This window comes from Micromonospora sp. NPDC048947 (genome assembly GCF_040649495.1).
Taxonomy (GTDB): Bacteria; Actinomycetota; Actinomycetes; order Mycobacteriales; family Micromonosporaceae; genus Micromonospora; species Micromonospora alfalfae.
Genome location: NZ_JBEZFO010000007.1, coordinates 191,306 through 209,300, shown reverse-complemented (window position 1 = coordinate 209,300; position 17,995 = coordinate 191,306). Strand labels below are relative to the sequence as shown.

Here is a 17,995-nt window from a genome sequence, read left to right as displayed (position 1 = left end):
CTGATCGTGCGCTTGAGCGCTGTGGTGCCCGTAGCTGGTGCGGCCTGGCGGCCTTGGTGCTCGTGCGCCGTGGTGGGGCCTGGCGTCGTGCGCTGTGGTGCGGCCTGGCGTCACTCGGATTCGGCGAGGATCGCGTACAGCTTGCGCCGGGTCTCGTCGAGCACCTGGGCGGCCCGCTCACGCTGGTCGTCGGTGCCGTTCATCATCACCTGGCGCAGAGCGTTCATCGCCTGCGCGCCGGAGTCACGGATGTCGTGCCAGTTGCTCACCGTGCCCTGGGCGACGTCCGCCCACGGTGGGGTCTGCGCGGCCTCGGTGGCCTCTGCCTGACCGGCCTCGGTGACGGTGAACCGCTTCCGCCCGCCACCGGACTCCTCGGTGCTGGCGACGATCACGCCCTCGTCCTCCAATAGCTGGAGGGTGGGGTAGATCGAGCCGGGGCTCGGCCGCCACGCACCGCCGGTGCGGGAGTCGATCTCCTGGATCATCTCGTAGCCGTGCATCGGCCGTTCGGTGAGCAGGGCCAACACGGAGGCTCGGACGTTGGGGCGTCGGCCCCGACCCCGTCCACGGCCCCGGCCGCCCCAGGGGCCGCCGTGTCCGTGCTCGTGGCCATGACCGTGCGGACCGGGCGGGACCGGCGGGAAGCCGAACCCCCGCATCCGGGCCTCGTGCATCGGGTGGTGCTGTCGGTGGAACCTCATCGGGTTCTTCCTTCCTTTGGACTATCGCTGATGCATCAACGATATATCGGCAATGCATCGCCGACAACCCTCATCTACCAAACCGTACGTACGTCTTGTTAGGGTGTCGGTCATGCGCCTGCTTCCCCCGCCGGGCCCGGCCCGGGTCCTCACCCTCGGCACTCTGGTCAAGACCGTCGGGCGGGGTCTCTGGCTCGTCGCCAGCGCTCTCTTCCTCACCCGGTCGGTCGGCCTGTCGGCCACCCAGGTCGGCATCGGGCTGACCATCTCGGCCCTGGTCGGTGTGCTGGCCAGCGCCCCGAGCGGCTACCTGGCCGATCGCGTCGGCCCCCGCAGCGTGCAGGTAGGCGCGCTGTTCGTCGCCGGCACCCTGACCATCGGCCTGATCGCCGTCCGGTCGTTCCCCACGTTCGTTCTGGTGGGAGCGGCCACCGCGCTTGCCGACGCGGTCGAGCGAGGCGCCCGCGGCGCGCTGATCGCCGGAGCGATCCCAGCCGACCAGCGGGTCCGCACCCGCGCCTACCTGCGAGCCACCACCAACGTCGGGATCTCCGTCGGCGCTGTCCTCGGCGGCTTCGCCATCGCGGCCGACACCCGAACCGGGTACGTCGCGCTGATCCTGGCCTCGGCGGCGACATCACTGGCCGCGGCGGTGGTCTTCCTTCGACTGCCCACCGTCGCCCCGGTCGCCACCCCGACGCACGGCCCCCGGCTGGTCGCCCTACGGGACCGCCCGTTCCTCGCCTTCACACTGGTCGACGGGCTGATGTCGATGCACTTCAGCCTGCTCACCATCGCCCTGCCGCTGTGGATCGCCGGCCACACCCGGGCACCCGCCTGGATGATCTCCGCGTTGACGCTTGTCAACACAGTGCTGGTGGTGCTCCTTCAGGTACGCGCCGCGGGTACCGCCGCCACCCTGCCCGGAGCCGCCCGCGCCGCCCGCCGAGCAGGCGTGGCCATCGCCCTGGCCTGCGTACTCTTCGCCGCCAGCGGCGCGCTGCCCACCGTCGGCGCGGTGGGCCTGCTCGGCCTCGGGTCACTCGCGCACGTCACCGGGGAGCTGTGGCACTCCGCCGCCGGCTGGGGGATCTCCTTCGGGCTGGCACCAGCGGACGCCCAGGGGCAGTACCAGGGGGCGTACGGCATGGGCTACGAACTGGGCAAGATGCTCGCACCGGTGGTGGTGACCACCCTAGCGCTCGGCTGGGGCGTACCTGGCTGGCTCGTACTCGGTGCCCTGTTTCTCCTGCTCGGAGCCCTGGTGCCCCCGGTCGTCCGGTGGGCCGGACGGACCCGGCCCGGCCGAGACGGTGCCGGCCTTGTCACTCGACCGGCGAAGCAGGGTGCCGATCTGGCAGGCTGATAGTCGTGCTGACGGTGCCGGTACGCCAACTGGGGGAATCGGAGCGCCGCGCGGTCGAGCGACTGCTCGACCATGACCCGTTCGCGGGCGCGCAGGTCGCCGAGCGGATCGCCGCGCGCGGACTCTCGTGGTGGCGGGCCGAGGGCAGAATCCTGGGGTACGGGGCTCGCCGCAACCTCGAGTCACTCTGCTGGCTCGGCGGCAACCTGACTCCCGTGCTGGCCAGTGACGCAGCGGTGGCTGCCTTCGCCGACCTGCTCGCGGGCGAGGAGCGGCTCTGCTCCTCCATCGTCGGCCGCGCGGACGCCGTCCTCGGGCTGTGGGACCGCCTCTCCGACACGTGGGGGCCAGCGCGAGACGTTCGCCCCAATCAGCCGTTGCTGGTCACCGACACGCTGCCACCCGTACCGGCCGACCCGGAGGTACGCCAGGTTCGCTCCGGCGAAGTCGACAGGCTCTTCCCGGCGGCGGTGGCGATGTACACCGAAGAGGTCGGCGTCTCCCCGCTGGCCGAGGACGGCGGACGCAGCTACCGCCGGCGGGTCAACGACCTGGTCCGGACCGGCCGCGCGTACGCCCGCATCATCGACGGCAAGGTCGTGTTCAAGGCCGAGCTGGCCGTAGTGACCAAACGGACGGCGCAGATCCAGGGCGTCTGGGTGGCACCCGAGTGGCGAGGCCGGGGGATCGCCACCGCCGCCATGGCAGCAGTGGTCCGCGACGCGCTGCTACGGGTCGCCCCCACCGTCAGCCTGTACGTCAACGACTTCAACCTTCCGGCCCGCCGCGTCTATGAACGCTGCGGCTTCCAGCCGATCGGCACCCTGGCCACCGTCCTCTTCTGACCGCTGCGGGTTGGCCGCCGGCGGTCCGCCTTACCGACGCGCACCAGCCCGGTGCCACAAGGCGGCCTGTCCCTACAGATCTTGGACACTTTCCGTTAGCGCAGGACGGAAAGTGTCCAAGATCTGTGAACGAGTGCCGCTTGGTGACGCCATCCGCCTCCGCCGCGGGTCCCTGCGTCGCGACATTCCCCAGCGGGGCCGGCTGTTGATGGTTGGCGGTTGGTGGTCGGCGTATCGGTGGTTGGTGGTCGGCTTCACGGGTCCGACGGTCCGGCGGTCGGACGCAACGGAAAGGCCGCTGGCCGGCACCCCGGGTTGGGGTGCCGGCCAGCGGTCGGTGTCGTGCGGTGGTGCTGTTGTGCGTGCTGCTGTCGTGCGGTGGTGTTGAATGCTTGTCCTGCTGTGGTGCTGGTGGTCAGCTGTTCCAGTGCTGGCCGACGAGGTCGGTGGCCTGCTGCTCCCACTGGGCGTAGGCGTCCGGGTAGGCCGACACCTGCACGGTCTGCGCGGCGTCGGTCAGGGGCATGTCCTGCCACCCGTCGACCTGCTTCAAACCCTTGAGGAACGCCGTCGTCGAGTACTCAGGGTCGGTGATCTGCTCCGGGGTGCCCCAACCACTGGACGGGCGCTGCTGGAACAGGCCCAGCGAATCGTGGTCGTTCATATCGCCGAGGTGGCCCAGGTTCTCCAGCTTCGACTCCTGCAAGCTCGTCGCGATCGAGATCACCGCGGCCCGCTCCGGCAGACCGGCCTTCTTCGTGGCGGCGATGATCGCCTTCACGTTCGCGGTCTGCTCATCGTTGAGGGTGATGTGCGACTGGTCGCCCTGCGGCTTCGGCGCCGCCGACTGCACGGCCACGGCGGCGGGCTTGGCATCCACGGCCGGGGTGGCGGCGTGGGCGGCGATCGGGCCGGCGAACACACCACCGGCGAACGCGAGACCAGCAACGGACAGCATGCTCTTACGGAAGATCGTGTTCATGAGGGGTAGCTCCTTCGGGGGTAGGACACCCCGACCACCAAAGGGGGGCGGCGGCAGGGTGTGAGCACCTCGTCCGGCGCTGCACATACAAAGGGAAAAGTCTCTGGGGGGTGACGCCCATCAGGGCGTCGGGTCGGCGACCTGCCGAGCCGGGGGGCTCGTGGCGCCGGGACCCTATGTAACGACCGGCGGACCGGGGTCATTCCGGGGTTGGCCCATCTGCCGGCACCCTCATGGTGGCGGTGCCTGCGGTCGGTCGTGGGGACTGCAACGACCGGGCGTTGGCCGGCATTCCAACCTGCGCGACCTGCCCCGAGGGGGCGGGCGGCGGGCCCGTGGTACTGCGATCGTCAGGGTATGTAACGACCCCGGCCCCGCCATGATTCCGGCCCACGCGTGCGCCCGGCCACACCCCAGAAACCCCCACTGCCGGACAAACCACCCATCCAGCGCCGCGTCCAAGGCGTCGAATCGACCCTCACCCGCGTGATCGACTCGGATTCACGGAAGACGGGGTGTCCCGGACGGGCGGACACCCCGAGTTCATGAAACCCGAGTCGATCACGAATCGGTCGGGGCGCACGGACCGCGCAAACCGGACAAGAAGGCCAGCGTCGGTGGGTTTCGGTGGCAAACCCGCGGCGCGGCACGCACCGGTTCGGGCGAGAGCGACCCTGACCCGAGAATCGCGGGCGCGGTGCCCGGTTTGGTCTATCAAGTGGGTGGCGCGAGGGTGGCCGCCGGGGCGCCGGCTCTGATCCGAGAATCGCGGGCGCGGCATCCCGATTTGGTTGATCGAGTGGGTGGCACGAGGGTGGCCGGCGGGGCGGCGGCTCTGGCCCGAGAACCGCTGGCGCGGTGCCGCGCGTCTAGCTGATCAACGGGTGGCGCGACGGTGGGTACGGCATCGAGAACGGTGGCCGCCCGGTCCGCTTCAACGGACGGAGTCCCTGCTCACGGCCGGAAAATCGGTTGAGGTGGCGGGGTGGTGCCGGCAGGCTGAGGTCTCCGCCACCCACGTCCCGGAGGACTTTCCATGCGCCTGCTCCGTGATCTGTGGGGTACTTCGACCCGTCGTGTGACGATCGTGGCCGTCCTCATCGTGCTGGGTGCCGCAGGGCAGGCGGGCGCGTCGGCGCTGGCCGGTGCGGTGCTGGTGCATCGTTCGGCTGGCTTCTTCGCCGTACTGGCCGCGGCCCTGGTTGCCGTTGTCCTCAGCGACCTCGCGGTGAGTCTGCTGATGGCCGGCCTGACCGCCGACTGGTCAGCGGACGTGCGTCGCCGACTCTGCCGCGTCGCTCTCGGGCAGGACCTGCCCACCCTGGAGACCACTCCGGTGGGCGAGTTGCTGGACCGCATCGACGGGGACGTCTATCAGGTTGCGTCGGCAATTCGTAACCAGGGCACCCGGCTCGCCCAGGGCCTCTGCGTCGGTCTGTTGTCGATGGTCGTGGCGGTGTTCGTGTGGTGGCCGGCGGGGATCGCCATGCTGCTGCTCACTGTGGTGCTCGCGGTCGGCCTGCGCCGGCCCACGGCGCGGATCGGCCCGGCCCGGATGGCCGAGGAGGAGGCGTGGTCCGACCTGGCCGCCGTGATGGAAGAGGCGGTGCACGGCCAGGACGACGTACGCACCAGTCTGGCGCGGCCGTACGTGCTGCGGTTGTACGCCCGGCGGGCCTCCGCCGTGCTGTCCCGTGGCCTGGTGGTCTGGGTGCTGTCCGCCCGGGTGGCGACGGTGGCCACCGCGACGATCCGGGCGGGCATCGGCGCTGTGGTGCTCGGCGGTGCCTGGGCGTTGGCGAGCGGCCGGATCGACGCCGCCCGGCTCACCGCCATCTGGTTGCTCGCCCTGGCCTTCGGGGCGACCGCTGAACACGTCAGCCGGATGGTGCCGGAGATCCAGGAGGCGCTCGGCGCGTGGGCGCGGGTGCAGTTGCTCTACAAGGCCAGGCAGGAGCCAGTCGGCGGGGCCAGCCCGAGCGAGGGTGACCTGCGCATTCGGGACCTGACATTCGCGTACGGGGAGAGTGGCCGGGGGGCCGCGCTGCGCGGGCTCAGCCTCACCTTCGCGCGCGGTCGCTCTTACGCGCTGATCGGGCGGACCGGTTCGGGCAAGTCGACCCTGGCGAAGGTGCTCACCCGCGCGGTCGACGTACCGCCGGGCACTGTCTTCCTCGGCGGCACCGACCTGTGCGACCTCGACGTCGAGCAGTTGCGCCGCTGGGTGGCGTTGGTGCCGCAGCGCACCGAGATCCTGGCCGGCACTCTCGCCGAGAACGTGGCGCTCTTCGACATTGAGTTGCTCGACGCGGCAGCTCGGGCGCTCGACGAGTTGGGCCTGGCCAGCTGGATCGCCGAGCTGCCGGACGGGTTGACGACCCGGCTGGGGGAGGGCGGGCATGTGCTGTCCGCCGGTCAGGAGCAGTTGGTGGCGTTCGCCCGGATCCTGGTCCGGGAGCCGCACGTGGTGATCCTCGACGAGGCCACCGCGCGGCTGGACCCGGTCACCGAGGCGCGGGTGCAGCGGGCCACCGAACGCCTGCTGCGTGACCGGATCGGCATCGTCATCGCGCACCGACTCTCCTCGGTGCGCCGCTGCGACGAGGTGGTCGTCCTGGCCGACGGCGCGGTGGTCGAGGCCGGTCCGCTGGAGACGTCGACCCGCTTCGCCGAACTCCTGGCGACCAGCCACGCCGCCGCGTACGCCACTGTGGCGCCGGCCGGTCGTGCCGGCGTCGGCACCGACCTGCTGGTCGGCCCCGGCCCGGCCGACGCCTGGCCGAGCGAGCCGCCGCCGGCCCGGATCGAGCCGGTCGGACCGACGGAGCGGGCCACAGCGGTCGGACCGACGGAGCGGGCCACAGCGGTCGGACCGACGGAGCAGGCCACAACGGTCGGGCCGACCCGGGCCGATCCGCCGCCGCTGCCGCCGGTGCCGCCGGCCCGGACGCTGCGGGAGATCTTCCGGCTCTGCACCAACGATCCCCGGTACGGTGCGGCGGCGATCGTGCTGTTCCTCGGTCTCAGCCTGCTCGGGCTGGACGGCCCGGTGCTGCCCTGGCTCTGGGCGGACCTGGTCGACGGGACCGGTAACCCGTACCTGCCGGCGGTGGGGATCGTCGCCGGGTTGCTGATCACCCTGCCGTTGCCGTTCTACACCCACGTCTGGTTCCCGCAGTGGTGGGTGCGGCAGATGCTGCGGATCGGCCTTCGCCTGGTGCACGGCCAGACCGGGCCGCGCCGGGTCAGCTCGCACACCCCCGCCGAGGTGGTGGCGCAGGGTGGGGACACCGAACGGGTGGTCCAACTCGCCGACAACGTGCTGGACCAGACGGTCGCGCTGGTGCTCGTGGTCGCCATGACGGCGGTCACCGGCAGCGTCGTACCCGGGCTGTTCTTCCTCGGTACGATGGTCGTCTCCGGGCTGGCCGCGACGTTGTTCGGGCCGAAGCTGGAGCGTGCGGCCCGGGCGACGGTGGCGGCGCGGGCCTCCTTCGCCACGGCGCTGGTCTCCGCTCTCTCCGCGGCGCGGACGGTGAAGCTCGCCGGCGCTACCACTGCGGTGCTGCGCCACCTGGCGAGCCTGGACGTGCTGCGCAGCGACAGGCAGCGGCGGGAGATCTCGGTGCAGGTGTGGGCGCGCTCCACGCCGTCGATGGCCAGCGGGTTGTTGCCGATCGGCGCGTGGGCGCTCTACCTGAACGGCTCGCTCTCCGCCGGGGCGGTGCTGGTGGCCGTGTCCACCCTGGGCGCGGCCCGCTGGTTCGCCTGGACGACGGCGTCGTTGATCTCGCAGCTGCCCTCGGCGCGGGTCTGGACCCGGCGCACGGCGGCGATGACCGGGGTGAGCGCGTACTCCGCTGGGGTGCCGGAGGTCGACCTGACCGCCGGGACGGCGCCCGCGCCGACCATGCCGCCCCGGCATCCGCTGCGCCGGCTGGAGCTGCGCGGCTTCGGGGTGGTGCACTCCGACGGCACTGTGGCCGTCCGGGACGTGGACCTGACCGTGCAGCGCGGGCAGTTGGTGTTGGTCGTCGGGCCGGTGGGGTCGGGCAAGTCCTCGTTGCTGCGCGGGCTGGCCGGGATTGTGCACCACACCGGCGAGCTGGCCTGGAACGGTGACCCCGTCACCGAGCCGGAGTTGTTCCTGCGTCCCAACCAGGTCGGCTACGTCGGTCAGTTGCCCCGGGTGCTCTCCGGCACGGTGGCCGACAACATCGCCCTCGGGCACCAGGTGGATGCGGCGGGGGCGGTCAGCACAGCCCAGCTCGACCACGATCTGGCTGCCGCCGGTGGTGGGCTGGGCCTGCTCATCGGGCACAAGGGCACCCGGCTCTCCGGCGGGCAGTTGCAGCGGTTGGCGCTGGCCCGGGCGCTGGCCCCGCGTACCGAACTGCTTGTCGCCGACGACGTGTCGTCGGCGCTGGACGTCACCACCGAGCTGGCGCTGTGGCAGGCGTTGCGGGGCCACGGGGTGACGGTTGTCGGCTCGACAGCGAAACGCGCCGCGTTGGTCCGGGCCGACCACGTGGTGGTGCTGCTCGGCGGCACGGTGGCCGCCCAGGGCACCTGGCAGGACCTGGAGGGCGACTGGTCACACCTGGCCGGTTGACCGACGGTCGGGCGGCCGCTCACGCGGCGGCCGCCCGACCGGTGGGGATCAGGAGGCGCGGGCGTACTGGGCGGGGCCGGAGTACGCGACGCCGAGCTTCGCGGCGGCCCGGCGCGGCCAGTACGGGTCGCGCAGCAACTCCCGGCCCAGCAGCACCAGGTCGGCCTCGCCGCTGGCGACGATCTGCTCGGCGTGCTCGGGCTCGACGATGAGGCCCACCGCGCCGGTAGGTACGCCGGCCTCGCGGCGGATCTGCGCGGCCAGTGGCACCTGGTAGCCCGGGCCGAGTGGGACGCGCTGGTCAGTGCTCACCCCACCGGAGGACGCGTCGACCAGGTCGACGCCGACACCGGCCAGCTCACCGGCGAGCACCACGCTGTCCTCGATCGTCCAGCCGCCCTCGACCCAGTCGGTGGCGGAGATCCGGGTCAGCACCGGCACGTCCTCGCCGACCGCGGCGCGCACCGCGCGGGCCACCTCCAGGGTGAGCCGCATCCGGGCCGCCCGGTCGCCGCCGTACGCGTCGGTGCGGTGGTTGGTCAGCGGCGAGAGGAACTCGTTGAGCAGGTAACCGTGGGCGGCGTGGATCTCCACGGCGGCGAAGCCGGCGTCCAGCGCGCGAACGGCTCCGGCCGCGAACGCCTCGACCACCCCGGCGATGCCGGCCTCGTCGAGGCTGGTCGGCGTCCGGTAGTCGGCGGTGAACGGCTCCGGGCCGGGGGCGACCGGCGTCCAGCCACCCTCGGCGTCCGGCACGCCACCGCGCTGCGGCGCCCACGGCCGGTAGGTGGAGGCCTTGAAGCCGGCGTGCGCGAGCTGGACGGCCGGCACCGCGCCTTGGGCGGCGACGAACGCGGTCACCGGTCGCCAGGCGTCGACGTGCGCACCGGACCAGAGGCCGGTGTCCTGCGGGCTGATCCGGCCCTCGGGGAGCACGGCGGTCGCCTCGGTCAGCACCAGGCCGGCGCCGCCGACAGCGCGACTGCCGAGGTGGATCAGGTGCCAGTCGGTGGGCAGGCCGTCCGGGCCGGCGGAGTACTGGCACATCGGTGCCATGGCGATCCGGTTGGGCACTGTGACAGCGCGCAGGGCCAGGGGAGTGAACAGGGAGCTCATCGCATCATCCTCTCCGACACGGCGACGGGCCCCCGGGGAGAGGGGCCCGTCGCCGTACTGGTGAATCGGTCAGGCAGGAACGGGGCTGAGCTCGGGCCGGTTGTTGGCTACCGGCTCCGGCTCGGTCAGGTCACGCCGACCGGCGGACTCGTACGCCTCGCGGTCGAGAATGCCCTCGCGGGCGGCGACCACTGTCGGCACCAGCGCCTGACCCGCGACGTTGGTGGCGGTGCGGATCATGTCCAGGATCGGGTCGATGGCCAGCAGCAGGCCGGCGCCGGCCAGCGGCAGACCCAGCGTGCTGAGGGTCAGGGTGAGCATCACGATCGCGCCGGTCAGGCCGGCGGTGGCAGCCGAGCCGACCACGGAGACGAAGGCGATCAGCAGGTAGTCGCCGATGCCGAGGTGCACGCCGAACACCTGGGCCACGAAGATCGCGGCGAGGGCCGGGTAGATGGCGGCGCAACCGTCCATCTTCGTGGTCGCGCCGAAGGGCACAGCGAACGAGGCGTACTCACGGGGCACGCCGAGTCGCTCGACGGAGCGCTGGGTCACCGGCATGGTGCCGACCGAGGAGCGGGACACGAAGCCCAGCTGGATCGCCGGCCAGGCGCCGGCGAAGAAGCGCACCGGGTTGAGGCGGCCGGCCAGGATCAGCACCAGCGGGTAGACCACGAACAGCACGATGGCGCAGCCGACGTAGACGGCTGTGGTGAACTTCGCGAGGGGGGCCAGCAGGTCCCAGCCGTACGAGGCGACGGCGTTGCCGATCAGGCCGAGGGTGCCGATCGGGGCGAGCCGGATGACCCACCAGAGCGCCTTCTGGACGATCTCCAGCAGGGAGCGGTTCAGCGCCACGAACGGTTCGGCGGCTTCGCCGACCAGCAGGGCCGCAGCACCGATGACGACGGCGAGGAAGACGATCTGGAGGACGTTGCCCTCGACGAACGCGCCGACCGGGTTGGTGGGCACGATGCCGGTGAGGAAGTCGGTCCACGAGCCGGTGTTCTTCGGCGGTGCCGCGCCACCCAGGTCGAGGGTCACGCCCTTGCCCGGGTTGGTGAGCAGGCCGAGGCCGATGCCGATGCTCACCGCGATCAGCGCGGTGATGCCGAACCACATCAGGGTCTTGACGGCGAGCCGGGCGGCGTTGGCGACGCCGCGCAGGCTGACCACGCTGACCACGATGGCGGTGAAGACCAGCGGCGGCACGGCCAGCTTGAGGAGTTGGACGAAGAGGCTACCGACTGTGTGCAGGGTGCTGGTCAGCCAGCTCAGGTCGTTGCTGCGGGCAAGGAAGCCCAGCGCGACGCCGAGCACGAGGCCGAGCAGGATCTGCACGGAGAAGGGAATTTTGCGCAGGCTGAAGGGCATGAAAATGTATCCAATTGTCCGGTCCGATCGGGGCAGGCGTAGGAACGCGGCTAGCCCGGACAGATGCCACTGGCCTGTAGTCGGAGATCGACATACAGGCGGACAGTGAGGCCCCAGACATTGGTCATCGCTGGCCGACGATACGCCGATTCCCGCTCATCGGAAGGACCGGACGGCGTGAGGCTCCTTACAGAGGGCCAGCGCGGTGGCGGTGCCCAGGCCCCACAGCACCGCGAGGGCGAGGATCAGCCGTTCCAGCAACCCCACCACCGGGCCCCGACCGATCACGAGCATCGCCAGCCCCACAGTGGCACAGAGCGGCAGGGCCAGCACGGCGGCCACCCCGGCCAACCGACGCACCGTCCGTCCGGCCGACCCGGAGACGGCCAGCGTGATCATGGCAAAGACCACCGCCGCGGTCGCCGCGATGCTCGCGCCGCCGTGCACCAGGTCCGCCGTCGTCGCGCGCTCGAACGGCGGCAACGGGCAGCCGCCGGAACAGGTGACCGCCCCGGACACGGCGGTGAACACGGCCCCGGTGGCGAGCAGCGCCGGTGCGGGGCGGCCGGCCGACCCGGCTCAACCACGCCCGTGCGGCGTGCTCCAGCCGGATTCGTCCGGCCCGAGTGGCACGATGCCGCTGGGATTGATCTCCCGGTGCGTGCCGTAGTAGTGCCGCTTGATGTGGTCGAAGTCCACCGTCTCGCCGAAACCCGGCGTCTGGAACAGGTCCCGGGCGTACGCCCAGAGCACCGGCATCTCGGTCAGCTTGTCGCGGTTGCACTTGAAGTGCCCGTGGTACGCGGCGTCGAACCGGACCAGCGTGGTGAACAGCCGCACGTCCGCCTCGGTGATCGTGTCGCCCATCAGGTAGCGCTGCCCGGCCAGCCGCTCGGAGAGCGCGTCCAGCCGGGCGAAGAGCGCCCGGAACGCCTCGTCGTATGCCTCCTGGGAGGTGGCGAACCCGCAGCGGTAGACGCCGTTGTTGACGTCGGTGTGGATCTCGGCCATCAGCGCGTCCATCTCGGGGCGCAGCGCCTCCGGGTAGAGGTCCGGCGCCCCCGCCCTGTGCAGCGACCGCCACTCGGTGGAGAAGTCGAGGGTGAGCTGCGGATAGTCGTTGGTGACCACCCGCCCGGTCAGTGTGTCGACGAGCGCCGGCACCGTCACCCGGCCGGTGTAGTCCGGGTCGGTGGCCAGGTACGCCTCGGAGAGGAAGCTCACCCCGAGGACCGGGTCGAAGCCGTCCGGGTCGAGGGCGAACGCCCAGCCCCGCTCGTCCCGGATCGGGTCGACGGTGCCCAGTGAGATCGCGTCGTCCAGCCCGAGCAGGCCGCGCACGATCCTCGCCCGGTGCGCCCACGGGCAGGCCCGACACCAGATCAGCCGGTAACGGCCGGCCTCCAGCGGCCAGCGGTCCTGCTCGTCCGGGCCGCCGCCGGGTGGCGAGGTGGAGTCGGCGGTGACCCGACCGGTGAACCGGTTCGGCTGGCGGACGAACGCGCCGCCGCCGCTGGTCTCTGCGCTGAACTGGGCCCGGGCCATGCCGTCAACCTATCCGCTGCGGGCGCGGATATCCTGGCGGCCGGCAGCCCTCGTGACCCGGTGGGCGTGCCCCACCCCCGCCGTCTGCACCCCCTAAGGACTCGCGATGACCGTGGCATACCTGGTGGCCGGTGTCCGCACCCCGATCGGCCGGTACGCGGGCGCGCTGGCCGGCGTCCGCCCGGACGACCTGGCCGCGCACGTGATCCGAGAACTGGTCGCCCGCCACCCGTCGGTGGACTGGGCCCGAGTCGACGACGTCGTGCTCGGCTGCGCCAACCAGGCCGGCGAGGACAACCGCAACGTGGCCCGGATGGCGGCGCTGCTGGCCGGGCTGCCCGAGGAGGTGCCGGGCAGCACTGTCAACCGGCTCTGCGGCTCGGGCCTGGACGCGCTCGCCAGCGCAGCCCGGTCCATCGTCGCCGGGGACGCCGAGCTGGTGATCGCCGGCGGGGTGGAGAGCATGAGCCGGGCGCCGTTCGTCATGCCGAAGGCGACATCGGCGTACTCCCGCTCGGCAGAGGTTTACGACACCACCTTGGGCTGGCGGTTGGTGAACCCGTTGATGCGTGACGGGTGGGGGGTCGACTCGATGCCGGAGACGGCGGAGAACGTGGCCGCCGAGTACGGCGTGAGCCGGGCCGAGCAGGACGCCTTCGCGTACCGGTCGCAGCAGCGTGCGGCCAAGGCGCAGGCCGACGGCCGGTTCGCCGAGGAGATCGTGGCGGTGTCAGTGCCGGCCGGTCGTCGGGAGACCCGGCTGGTCGATGTCGACGAGCACCCTCGGGAGACCACGCTGGCGAAGTTGGCCACGCTGCCCACCCCGTTCCGCGACGGCGGGACGGTGACCGCCGGCAACTCCTCGGGCGTCAACGACGGCGCTGTCGCGTTGCTGGTGGCCAGCGAGGCGGCGGTCGCCCGGTACGGCCTGACCCCGCTGGCCCGGATCGTCGGCGCGGCGGCGGCCGGTGTGCCACCGCGGATCATGGGAATCGGCCCGGTGCCGGCCACCCGCAAGCTGCTCGATCGCGTCGGCGTCGAGTTGGGCGCTGTGGACGTGGTGGAGCTGAACGAGGCGTTCGCCGCGCAGTCCGTGGCGGTGTTGCGTGAGCTGGGGCTGCCAGTGGACGCCGACCACGTCAACCCGAACGGTGGGGCCATCGCGCTGGGGCACCCGCTCGGCGCCAGCGGCGCGCGGCTGGCGCTGACCGCCGCCCTGGAGCTGCGCCGTCGCGGTGGCCGCCGGGCTCTGGCCACCATGTGCATCGGCGTTGGTCAAGGCATCTCGCTGTTGCTGGAGTCAGCCGCCTAGAGTGGTCCACACCACACGACCCGCGGGTCGACCGGTGCCCACGCGTGCCCGCTGCGCGCCCCGACGCCGGTGCCGTCCCGCGCCGCGGCGATGAACTGGGGAGCACGCTGATGCCGGACGGACTGCCGACCGAGATCGATCTGACCAGGCCGAGCGCGGCCCGGGTGTACGACTACTTTCTGGGTGGAGCGCACAACTTCGAGATCGACAGGCAGTTGGCGGAGCAGATCGCCAGCATGACCCCGAATCTCGCCGCCACCATGCGCTCCGGTCGGGAGTTCCTGCGCCGGGCCGTTCGGGTGCTGCTCGACGCCGGCATCGACCAGTTCCTCGACATCGGCTCCGGAATTCCCACCGTGGGCAACGTGCACGAGGTGGCGCAGGGAGTGAACCCCAAGGCCCGCGTCGTGTACGTCGACATCGACCCGGTGGCGGTCGCGCACAGCCGGGAGCTGCTGGCTGGCAACGAGCTGACCGGTGTCATCCACGCCGACCTGCGTGAGCCGGAGCGGATCCTCGCCGAGACCCGACAGCTCGGGCTGATCGACTTCACTCGTCCGATGGGCATCCTGCTGGCCGGGGTGGTGCACTTCATCCCGGACGCCGACCGACCCGAGGCGATCCTGGCCACCCTGCGGGCCGCCGCCGCGCCGGGCAGCTTCCTTGTCGTCTCCCACTCCACCTTCGAGGACCAGCCGCAGGAGATGCTGGACGCCCAGCGCCTCTCCGCCCGCACCGCCACCGAGATCACCCTGCGCTCCCGCGCTCAGGTCACCGGTTTCTTCGGCGACTGGACCGTCCTGGAACCGGGCGTGGTGCACATGCCGCTCTGGCGCCCGGACTCACCGTCCGACGTGGACGAGCGCCCGGAGCGGTTCGGTGCCTTCGGGGGCGTCGCCCGGTACGACCAGCCCGCCGGCTGATCTCGTGGCCGCCGTCCCGGATCCCGCCGGGGTCGATGCCGGCCGGGACCCCACCGGGGTCGATGCTGGCCGGGATCTCGCCGGTTGGGCGGACGCCCAGGGCTACGCCGCCGACTGGGCGCGCGCGGTGCGTCGACTCGGTTTCGTGCCGCTCAGCGTGGCCGAGACCGAACGGCTGCTGCTGGCGCACACGATCCGGCTGGCCCAGGCGGTACGGGCGGAGCCGTTCAGCGCCCACCCGGCCGAGGAGGTCGGGCGGGCGCTGGTGGAGGCGCACCTCACCGAGCCGCAGGCCCTGGAGTGGACGCTGCACGCGCTTGGCGCGACGTTCGGGCGTCGGGTGCTGGGTGACGGTGACCGGCCGGCCGACCTCGCCGACCGGATCGCGGCGGTGCAGGGCGGGCTGGCCGCCGGGTTTGCCCGTGCGCTGCGCGACCGCACCTTCAGCCAGCAGGAGCGGATCGCCCGGTCGGCCTGGCAGGCGCGCGACGAGGTCGAGCAGGCGTTACGCGAGAGCGAGGCACGGTTCCGGGCGGTGTTCACCGGCGCCGCGATCGGGATCGGGATCGCCGGCGTGGACGGTCGGATCATCGACGTCAACCAGGCGTTCGCCGACATGCTGGGCTACTCGATCGAGGAGTTGCGCGGGACCAACGTGGCAGGGTTGGTCCACGCCGACGACGCGGCCGGGATGTGGGAGCTCTACCAGGAGATGATCGAAGGGAAGCACGACGCGGCCCGGGTGGAGAAGCGTTACTACCGCAAGGACGGCACGACGGTCTGGACGGATCTGGCCGTCTCGCTGATCCGACACGATGGCCGGCCGCGATTCACCGTCGCGATGATCGAGGACATCACCGAGCGGTACGAACTCCAGCAGCGGCTGCGCTTCCAGGCGCTGCACGACCCGTTGACCGGGTTGCCCAACCGGACGTTGTTCTTCGAGACGTTGGGTCGGGTGCTCGACACCGCGGACGACGGGCAGCGCGTCGGGGTGTGCTTCCTCGACCTGGACGGCTTCAAGGCGATCAACGACAGTCTCGGCCACGACCTCGGTGACCGGCTGCTCGTGATGATCGGCCGACGGCTGGCCGCGTGCGTGGCCGACCACGGCCACCTGGTCGCCCGGATGGGGGGCGACGAGTTCGTGATCCTCGTCGACGGAGGGGACGACACCGACGACCCGGTCTCCGTCGCGGAGGCCGCGCTGGCCGCCGTCGCGGCCCCGGTCCACGTCGGTGAGCACCAGTTGGCCGTCTCGGCCAGTGTGGGCATCGTGCAGTGCCCGGCGGCGGAGACCAGTCCGTCCGAGCTGATGAAGGCGGCGGACACCACGCTCTACTGGGCGAAGGCGGCAGGCCGGGGCCGGTGGGCGGTCTACGACCCCGAGCGCGGCGCCCGGGACATCGCCCGCTCGGCGCTGGTCGCCGGGCTGCCGGCCGCCCTGGAGCGGGGCGAGTTCGTGCTGCACTACCAGCCGATCGTGTCGCTGCTGGAGGGCAGCATGCTCGCGGTGGAGGCGCTGGTCCGTTGGGAGCATCCGGAGTTGGGCCTGATCGGGCCGGACCGGTTCATCGGCCTGGCCGAGGAGACCGGCCTGATCGTCCGGCTCGGCGAGTGGGTGCTGCGGCGGGCCTGCGAGGACGCCGAACGGTGGTGGCGGGAGTTCCCCGACGCCCGGCTGGTGGTCAGCGTCAACCTGGCCGCCCGGCAGGCCGACGAACCGGCCATCGTGGATACTGTCGCCGACGCGTTGCAGACCAGCGGGCTGCCCGCGGAGTTGCTGCAACTGGAGCTGACCGAGAGCGCCGTGATGGGCAGTGCCGGTGAACCCCTGCGCAGCCTGCACCGGCTCGCCGCACTCGGCGTACGGCTGGCGGTGGACGACTTCGGAACCGGGTACTCCAACCTGGCGTACCTGCGCCGGTTGCCGATCCACTGCCTGAAGCTCGCCGGTCCGTTCGTGGAGGGCATCCGCGCGGACGGGACCGACGTGGCGGCCGACCACCGCGACGAACGGATCGTGGACGCGTTGGTCCGGTTGGCGCACGCCCTGGAGCTGTGGGTCACTGCCGAGGCGGTGGAGACCGGCGTGCAGGCGGAACGGCTGCGGGCGCTGCGCTGCGACACCGGGCAGGGCCGGTACTTCGGTGCGCCCGCCCCGGCCGAGGTGATCACCGCCCGGCTCCGTGGTGACGTGGTGCCGTGAGCCAGTTGCAGCAACGTGGCGAGCGGGCGACCGTTGCGGGCTGAGCGGCGGCAGGGGAAGGTGACTGCGTGGACCTGACCGACTCGCAGACGGCGGTGACCGTGGTCGCCGGGTTGGCCATCCTGGCCGGGATCGCCGGCGTGGTGGTGCCGGGCCTGCCGGCGTTGCCGCTGTGCTGGGGCGGCGTGCTGCTCTGGGCGATCTTCGGCGGTGCAGGCATGGGTGGCTGGGCGGTGTTCGCCGCCGCCACCATGGCCGCCGCGGGTGGCGTCCTGATCAAGTACGCGTGGCCAGGCCGGAACCTGAAACGCACAGGTGTGCCGACGTCCACCTTGCTCGCCGGCGGGGTGGTCGGCATCATCGGGTTCTTCGTGGTGCCGGTCGTCGGGTTGGTGCTCGGCTTCGTCGGCGGGGTGTGGGCGGCGGAACGCCTACGGCTCGGCAGCAACCGCCTTGCCTGGCCGTCCACTGTGCAGGCGCTCAAGGCCGCCGGCCTCTCGATGCTCGTGGAGTTCCTGGCCGCCCTGATCATCGCCGCCCTCTGGGTAGCCGGCCTCCTCCTGACCTAGAAGAATTGGTCCCGACTCAAGACGGGACTGCAGGCTCAGCGAAGGCGCCAGCCCTCCGCTTCGGTCGGCCCGCCATGCCGATGAGCTTGTCACCTACCACCAGGCACATAGAAGTGGAACAAGATCGATCACCGGCCCGAGACCCTGGCCCCGCACGGGGATATCCGGCCCGGTCGGCCTCCTCGGCTGGCCTTCGCCGACCAGGTCCTGGCCACCGTGCTCCACCTGCGGGCCGCCCTGGCCGCGGAAACCCTCGCCGTGCTGTCGGCACCAGCCGCACCGCTATGCACCGCACCCTCCTGAAGAACCGGCGACTGCTCGCAGCACACGGCATCACCATCCCACCGGCGACAACCCCACCCGCGACCCTCGCCGCCCTCCAGGACCGGGTCCAGGCACAGACCGGCGAGGACAACAAGATCAGAACAACGTGTTAAT

Annotated in this window: 13 protein-coding genes and 1 pseudogene; 8 read left to right on the top strand and 6 right to left on the bottom strand. The window is 71.8% G+C overall.

Annotated elements, in window-relative coordinates:
- Positions 1 to 110: 110 nt before the first annotated feature.
- Positions 111 to 704 (bottom strand): PadR family transcriptional regulator, encoded by a 594-nt coding sequence (locus tag AB0B98_RS13025; RefSeq protein WP_357362649.1) that lies wholly within the window; start codon positions 702 to 704, stop codon positions 111 to 113.
- Positions 705 to 816: 112 nt separating this feature from the next.
- Here AB0B98_RS13025 and AB0B98_RS13020 point away from each other — a divergent pair, with 112 nt between their 5' ends.
- Positions 817 to 2,070, top strand: coding sequence for an MFS transporter (locus AB0B98_RS13020; RefSeq protein WP_357362647.1), 1,254 nt, complete (start codon positions 817 to 819; stop codon positions 2,068 to 2,070).
- Positions 2,071 to 2,075: 5 nt separating this feature from the next.
- Positions 2,076 to 2,915 carry a DUF4081 domain-containing GNAT family N-acetyltransferase gene (locus tag AB0B98_RS13015; RefSeq protein WP_196921561.1) on the top strand — a complete coding sequence of 280 codons (840 nt, stop codon included), beginning with the start codon at positions 2,076 to 2,078 and terminating at the stop codon, positions 2,913 to 2,915.
- 415 nt (positions 2,916 to 3,330) lie between these two features.
- On the opposite strand, the gene AB0B98_RS13010 is transcribed toward AB0B98_RS13015, so the two are convergent.
- Positions 3,331 to 3,897, bottom strand: a complete 567-nt coding sequence (locus tag AB0B98_RS13010; protein WP_357362645.1) for a hypothetical protein — start codon at positions 3,895 to 3,897, stop codon at positions 3,331 to 3,333.
- A gap of 1,036 nt (positions 3,898 to 4,933) precedes the next feature.
- On the opposite strand from AB0B98_RS13010, the gene AB0B98_RS13005 reads away from it, so the two are divergent.
- Positions 4,934 to 8,509 (top strand): ABC transporter ATP-binding protein, encoded by a 3,576-nt coding sequence (locus AB0B98_RS13005; RefSeq protein WP_357362642.1) that lies wholly within the window; start codon positions 4,934 to 4,936, stop codon positions 8,507 to 8,509.
- A gap of 48 nt (positions 8,510 to 8,557) precedes the next feature.
- Here AB0B98_RS13005 and AB0B98_RS13000 read toward each other — a convergent pair whose 3' ends face one another.
- The 4 genes from AB0B98_RS13000 to AB0B98_RS12985 all read right to left on the bottom strand — a co-directional run bounded on the left by AB0B98_RS13000 (position 8,558) and on the right by AB0B98_RS12985 (position 12,544).
- Positions 8,558 to 9,625 (bottom strand): NADH:flavin oxidoreductase/NADH oxidase, encoded by a 1,068-nt coding sequence (locus tag AB0B98_RS13000; protein WP_357362640.1) that lies wholly within the window; start codon positions 9,623 to 9,625, stop codon positions 8,558 to 8,560.
- Between the two features lie 69 nt (positions 9,626 to 9,694).
- Positions 9,695 to 10,987 (bottom strand): dicarboxylate/amino acid:cation symporter, encoded by a 1,293-nt coding sequence (locus AB0B98_RS12995; RefSeq protein WP_357362756.1) that lies wholly within the window; start codon positions 10,985 to 10,987, stop codon positions 9,695 to 9,697.
- Between the two features lie 168 nt (positions 10,988 to 11,155).
- Entirely contained in the window at positions 11,156 to 11,530 is a 375-nt protein-coding gene (locus tag AB0B98_RS12990; RefSeq protein ID WP_357362638.1) for a DUF998 domain-containing protein, read from the bottom strand.
- A 48-nt stretch (positions 11,531 to 11,578) separates the two neighbouring features.
- Positions 11,579 to 12,544 (bottom strand): glutathione S-transferase C-terminal domain-containing protein, encoded by a 966-nt coding sequence (locus AB0B98_RS12985; RefSeq protein ID WP_357362637.1) that lies wholly within the window; start codon positions 12,542 to 12,544, stop codon positions 11,579 to 11,581.
- A 106-nt stretch (positions 12,545 to 12,650) separates the two neighbouring features.
- Between AB0B98_RS12985 and pcaF the strand changes: the two genes are divergently transcribed.
- The 5 genes and pseudogenes from pcaF to AB0B98_RS12960 form a co-directional block, all read left to right on the top strand.
- The gene (gene pcaF / locus AB0B98_RS12980) at positions 12,651 to 13,856 is read left to right on the top strand and encodes a 3-oxoadipyl-CoA thiolase (protein ID WP_357362635.1); all 1,206 of its coding nucleotides are present in this window, start codon (positions 12,651 to 12,653) and stop codon (positions 13,854 to 13,856) included.
- 110 nt (positions 13,857 to 13,966) lie between these two features.
- Entirely contained in the window at positions 13,967 to 14,779 is an 813-nt protein-coding gene (locus AB0B98_RS12975; RefSeq protein ID WP_357362633.1) for an SAM-dependent methyltransferase, read from the top strand.
- A gap of 4 nt (positions 14,780 to 14,783) precedes the next feature.
- A complete protein-coding gene (locus AB0B98_RS12970; protein WP_357362632.1) occupies positions 14,784 to 16,988 on the top strand; it encodes an EAL domain-containing protein in 2,205 nt (734 codons plus the stop codon).
- A gap of 68 nt (positions 16,989 to 17,056) precedes the next feature.
- On the top strand, positions 17,057 to 17,557 hold the full coding sequence (locus AB0B98_RS12965) for a DUF456 domain-containing protein (protein ID WP_357362630.1): 501 nt from the start codon (positions 17,057 to 17,059) through the stop codon (positions 17,555 to 17,557).
- Positions 17,558 to 17,695: 138 nt separating this feature from the next.
- A pseudogene (locus AB0B98_RS12960) lies at positions 17,696 to 17,994 on the top strand (ISAzo13 family transposase); the annotation flags it as partial.
- Position 17,995 lies beyond the last annotated feature (1 nt).

Excerpts from the sequence above, each read along its gene's own strand:
- AB0B98_RS13025 (WP_357362649.1), bottom strand. The coding sequence starts at position 704 with ATGAGGTTCCACCGACAGCACCACCCGATGCACGAGGCCCGGATGCGG.
- AB0B98_RS13020 (WP_357362647.1), top strand. The coding sequence starts at position 817 with ATGCGCCTGCTTCCCCCGCCGGGCCCGGCCCGGGTCCTCACCCTCGGC.
- AB0B98_RS13010 (WP_357362645.1), bottom strand. The coding sequence starts at position 3,897 with ATGAACACGATCTTCCGTAAGAGCATGCTGTCCGTTGCTGGTCTCGCG.
- AB0B98_RS13005 (WP_357362642.1), top strand. The coding sequence starts at position 4,934 with ATGCGCCTGCTCCGTGATCTGTGGGGTACTTCGACCCGTCGTGTGACG.
- AB0B98_RS13000 (WP_357362640.1), bottom strand. The coding sequence starts at position 9,625 with ATGAGCTCCCTGTTCACTCCCCTGGCCCTGCGCGCTGTCACAGTGCCC.
- AB0B98_RS12985 (WP_357362637.1), bottom strand. The coding sequence starts at position 12,544 with ATGGCCCGGGCCCAGTTCAGCGCAGAGACCAGCGGCGGCGGCGCGTTC.
- pcaF (WP_357362635.1), top strand. The coding sequence starts at position 12,651 with ATGACCGTGGCATACCTGGTGGCCGGTGTCCGCACCCCGATCGGCCGG.
- AB0B98_RS12975 (WP_357362633.1), top strand. The coding sequence starts at position 13,967 with ATGCCGGACGGACTGCCGACCGAGATCGATCTGACCAGGCCGAGCGCG.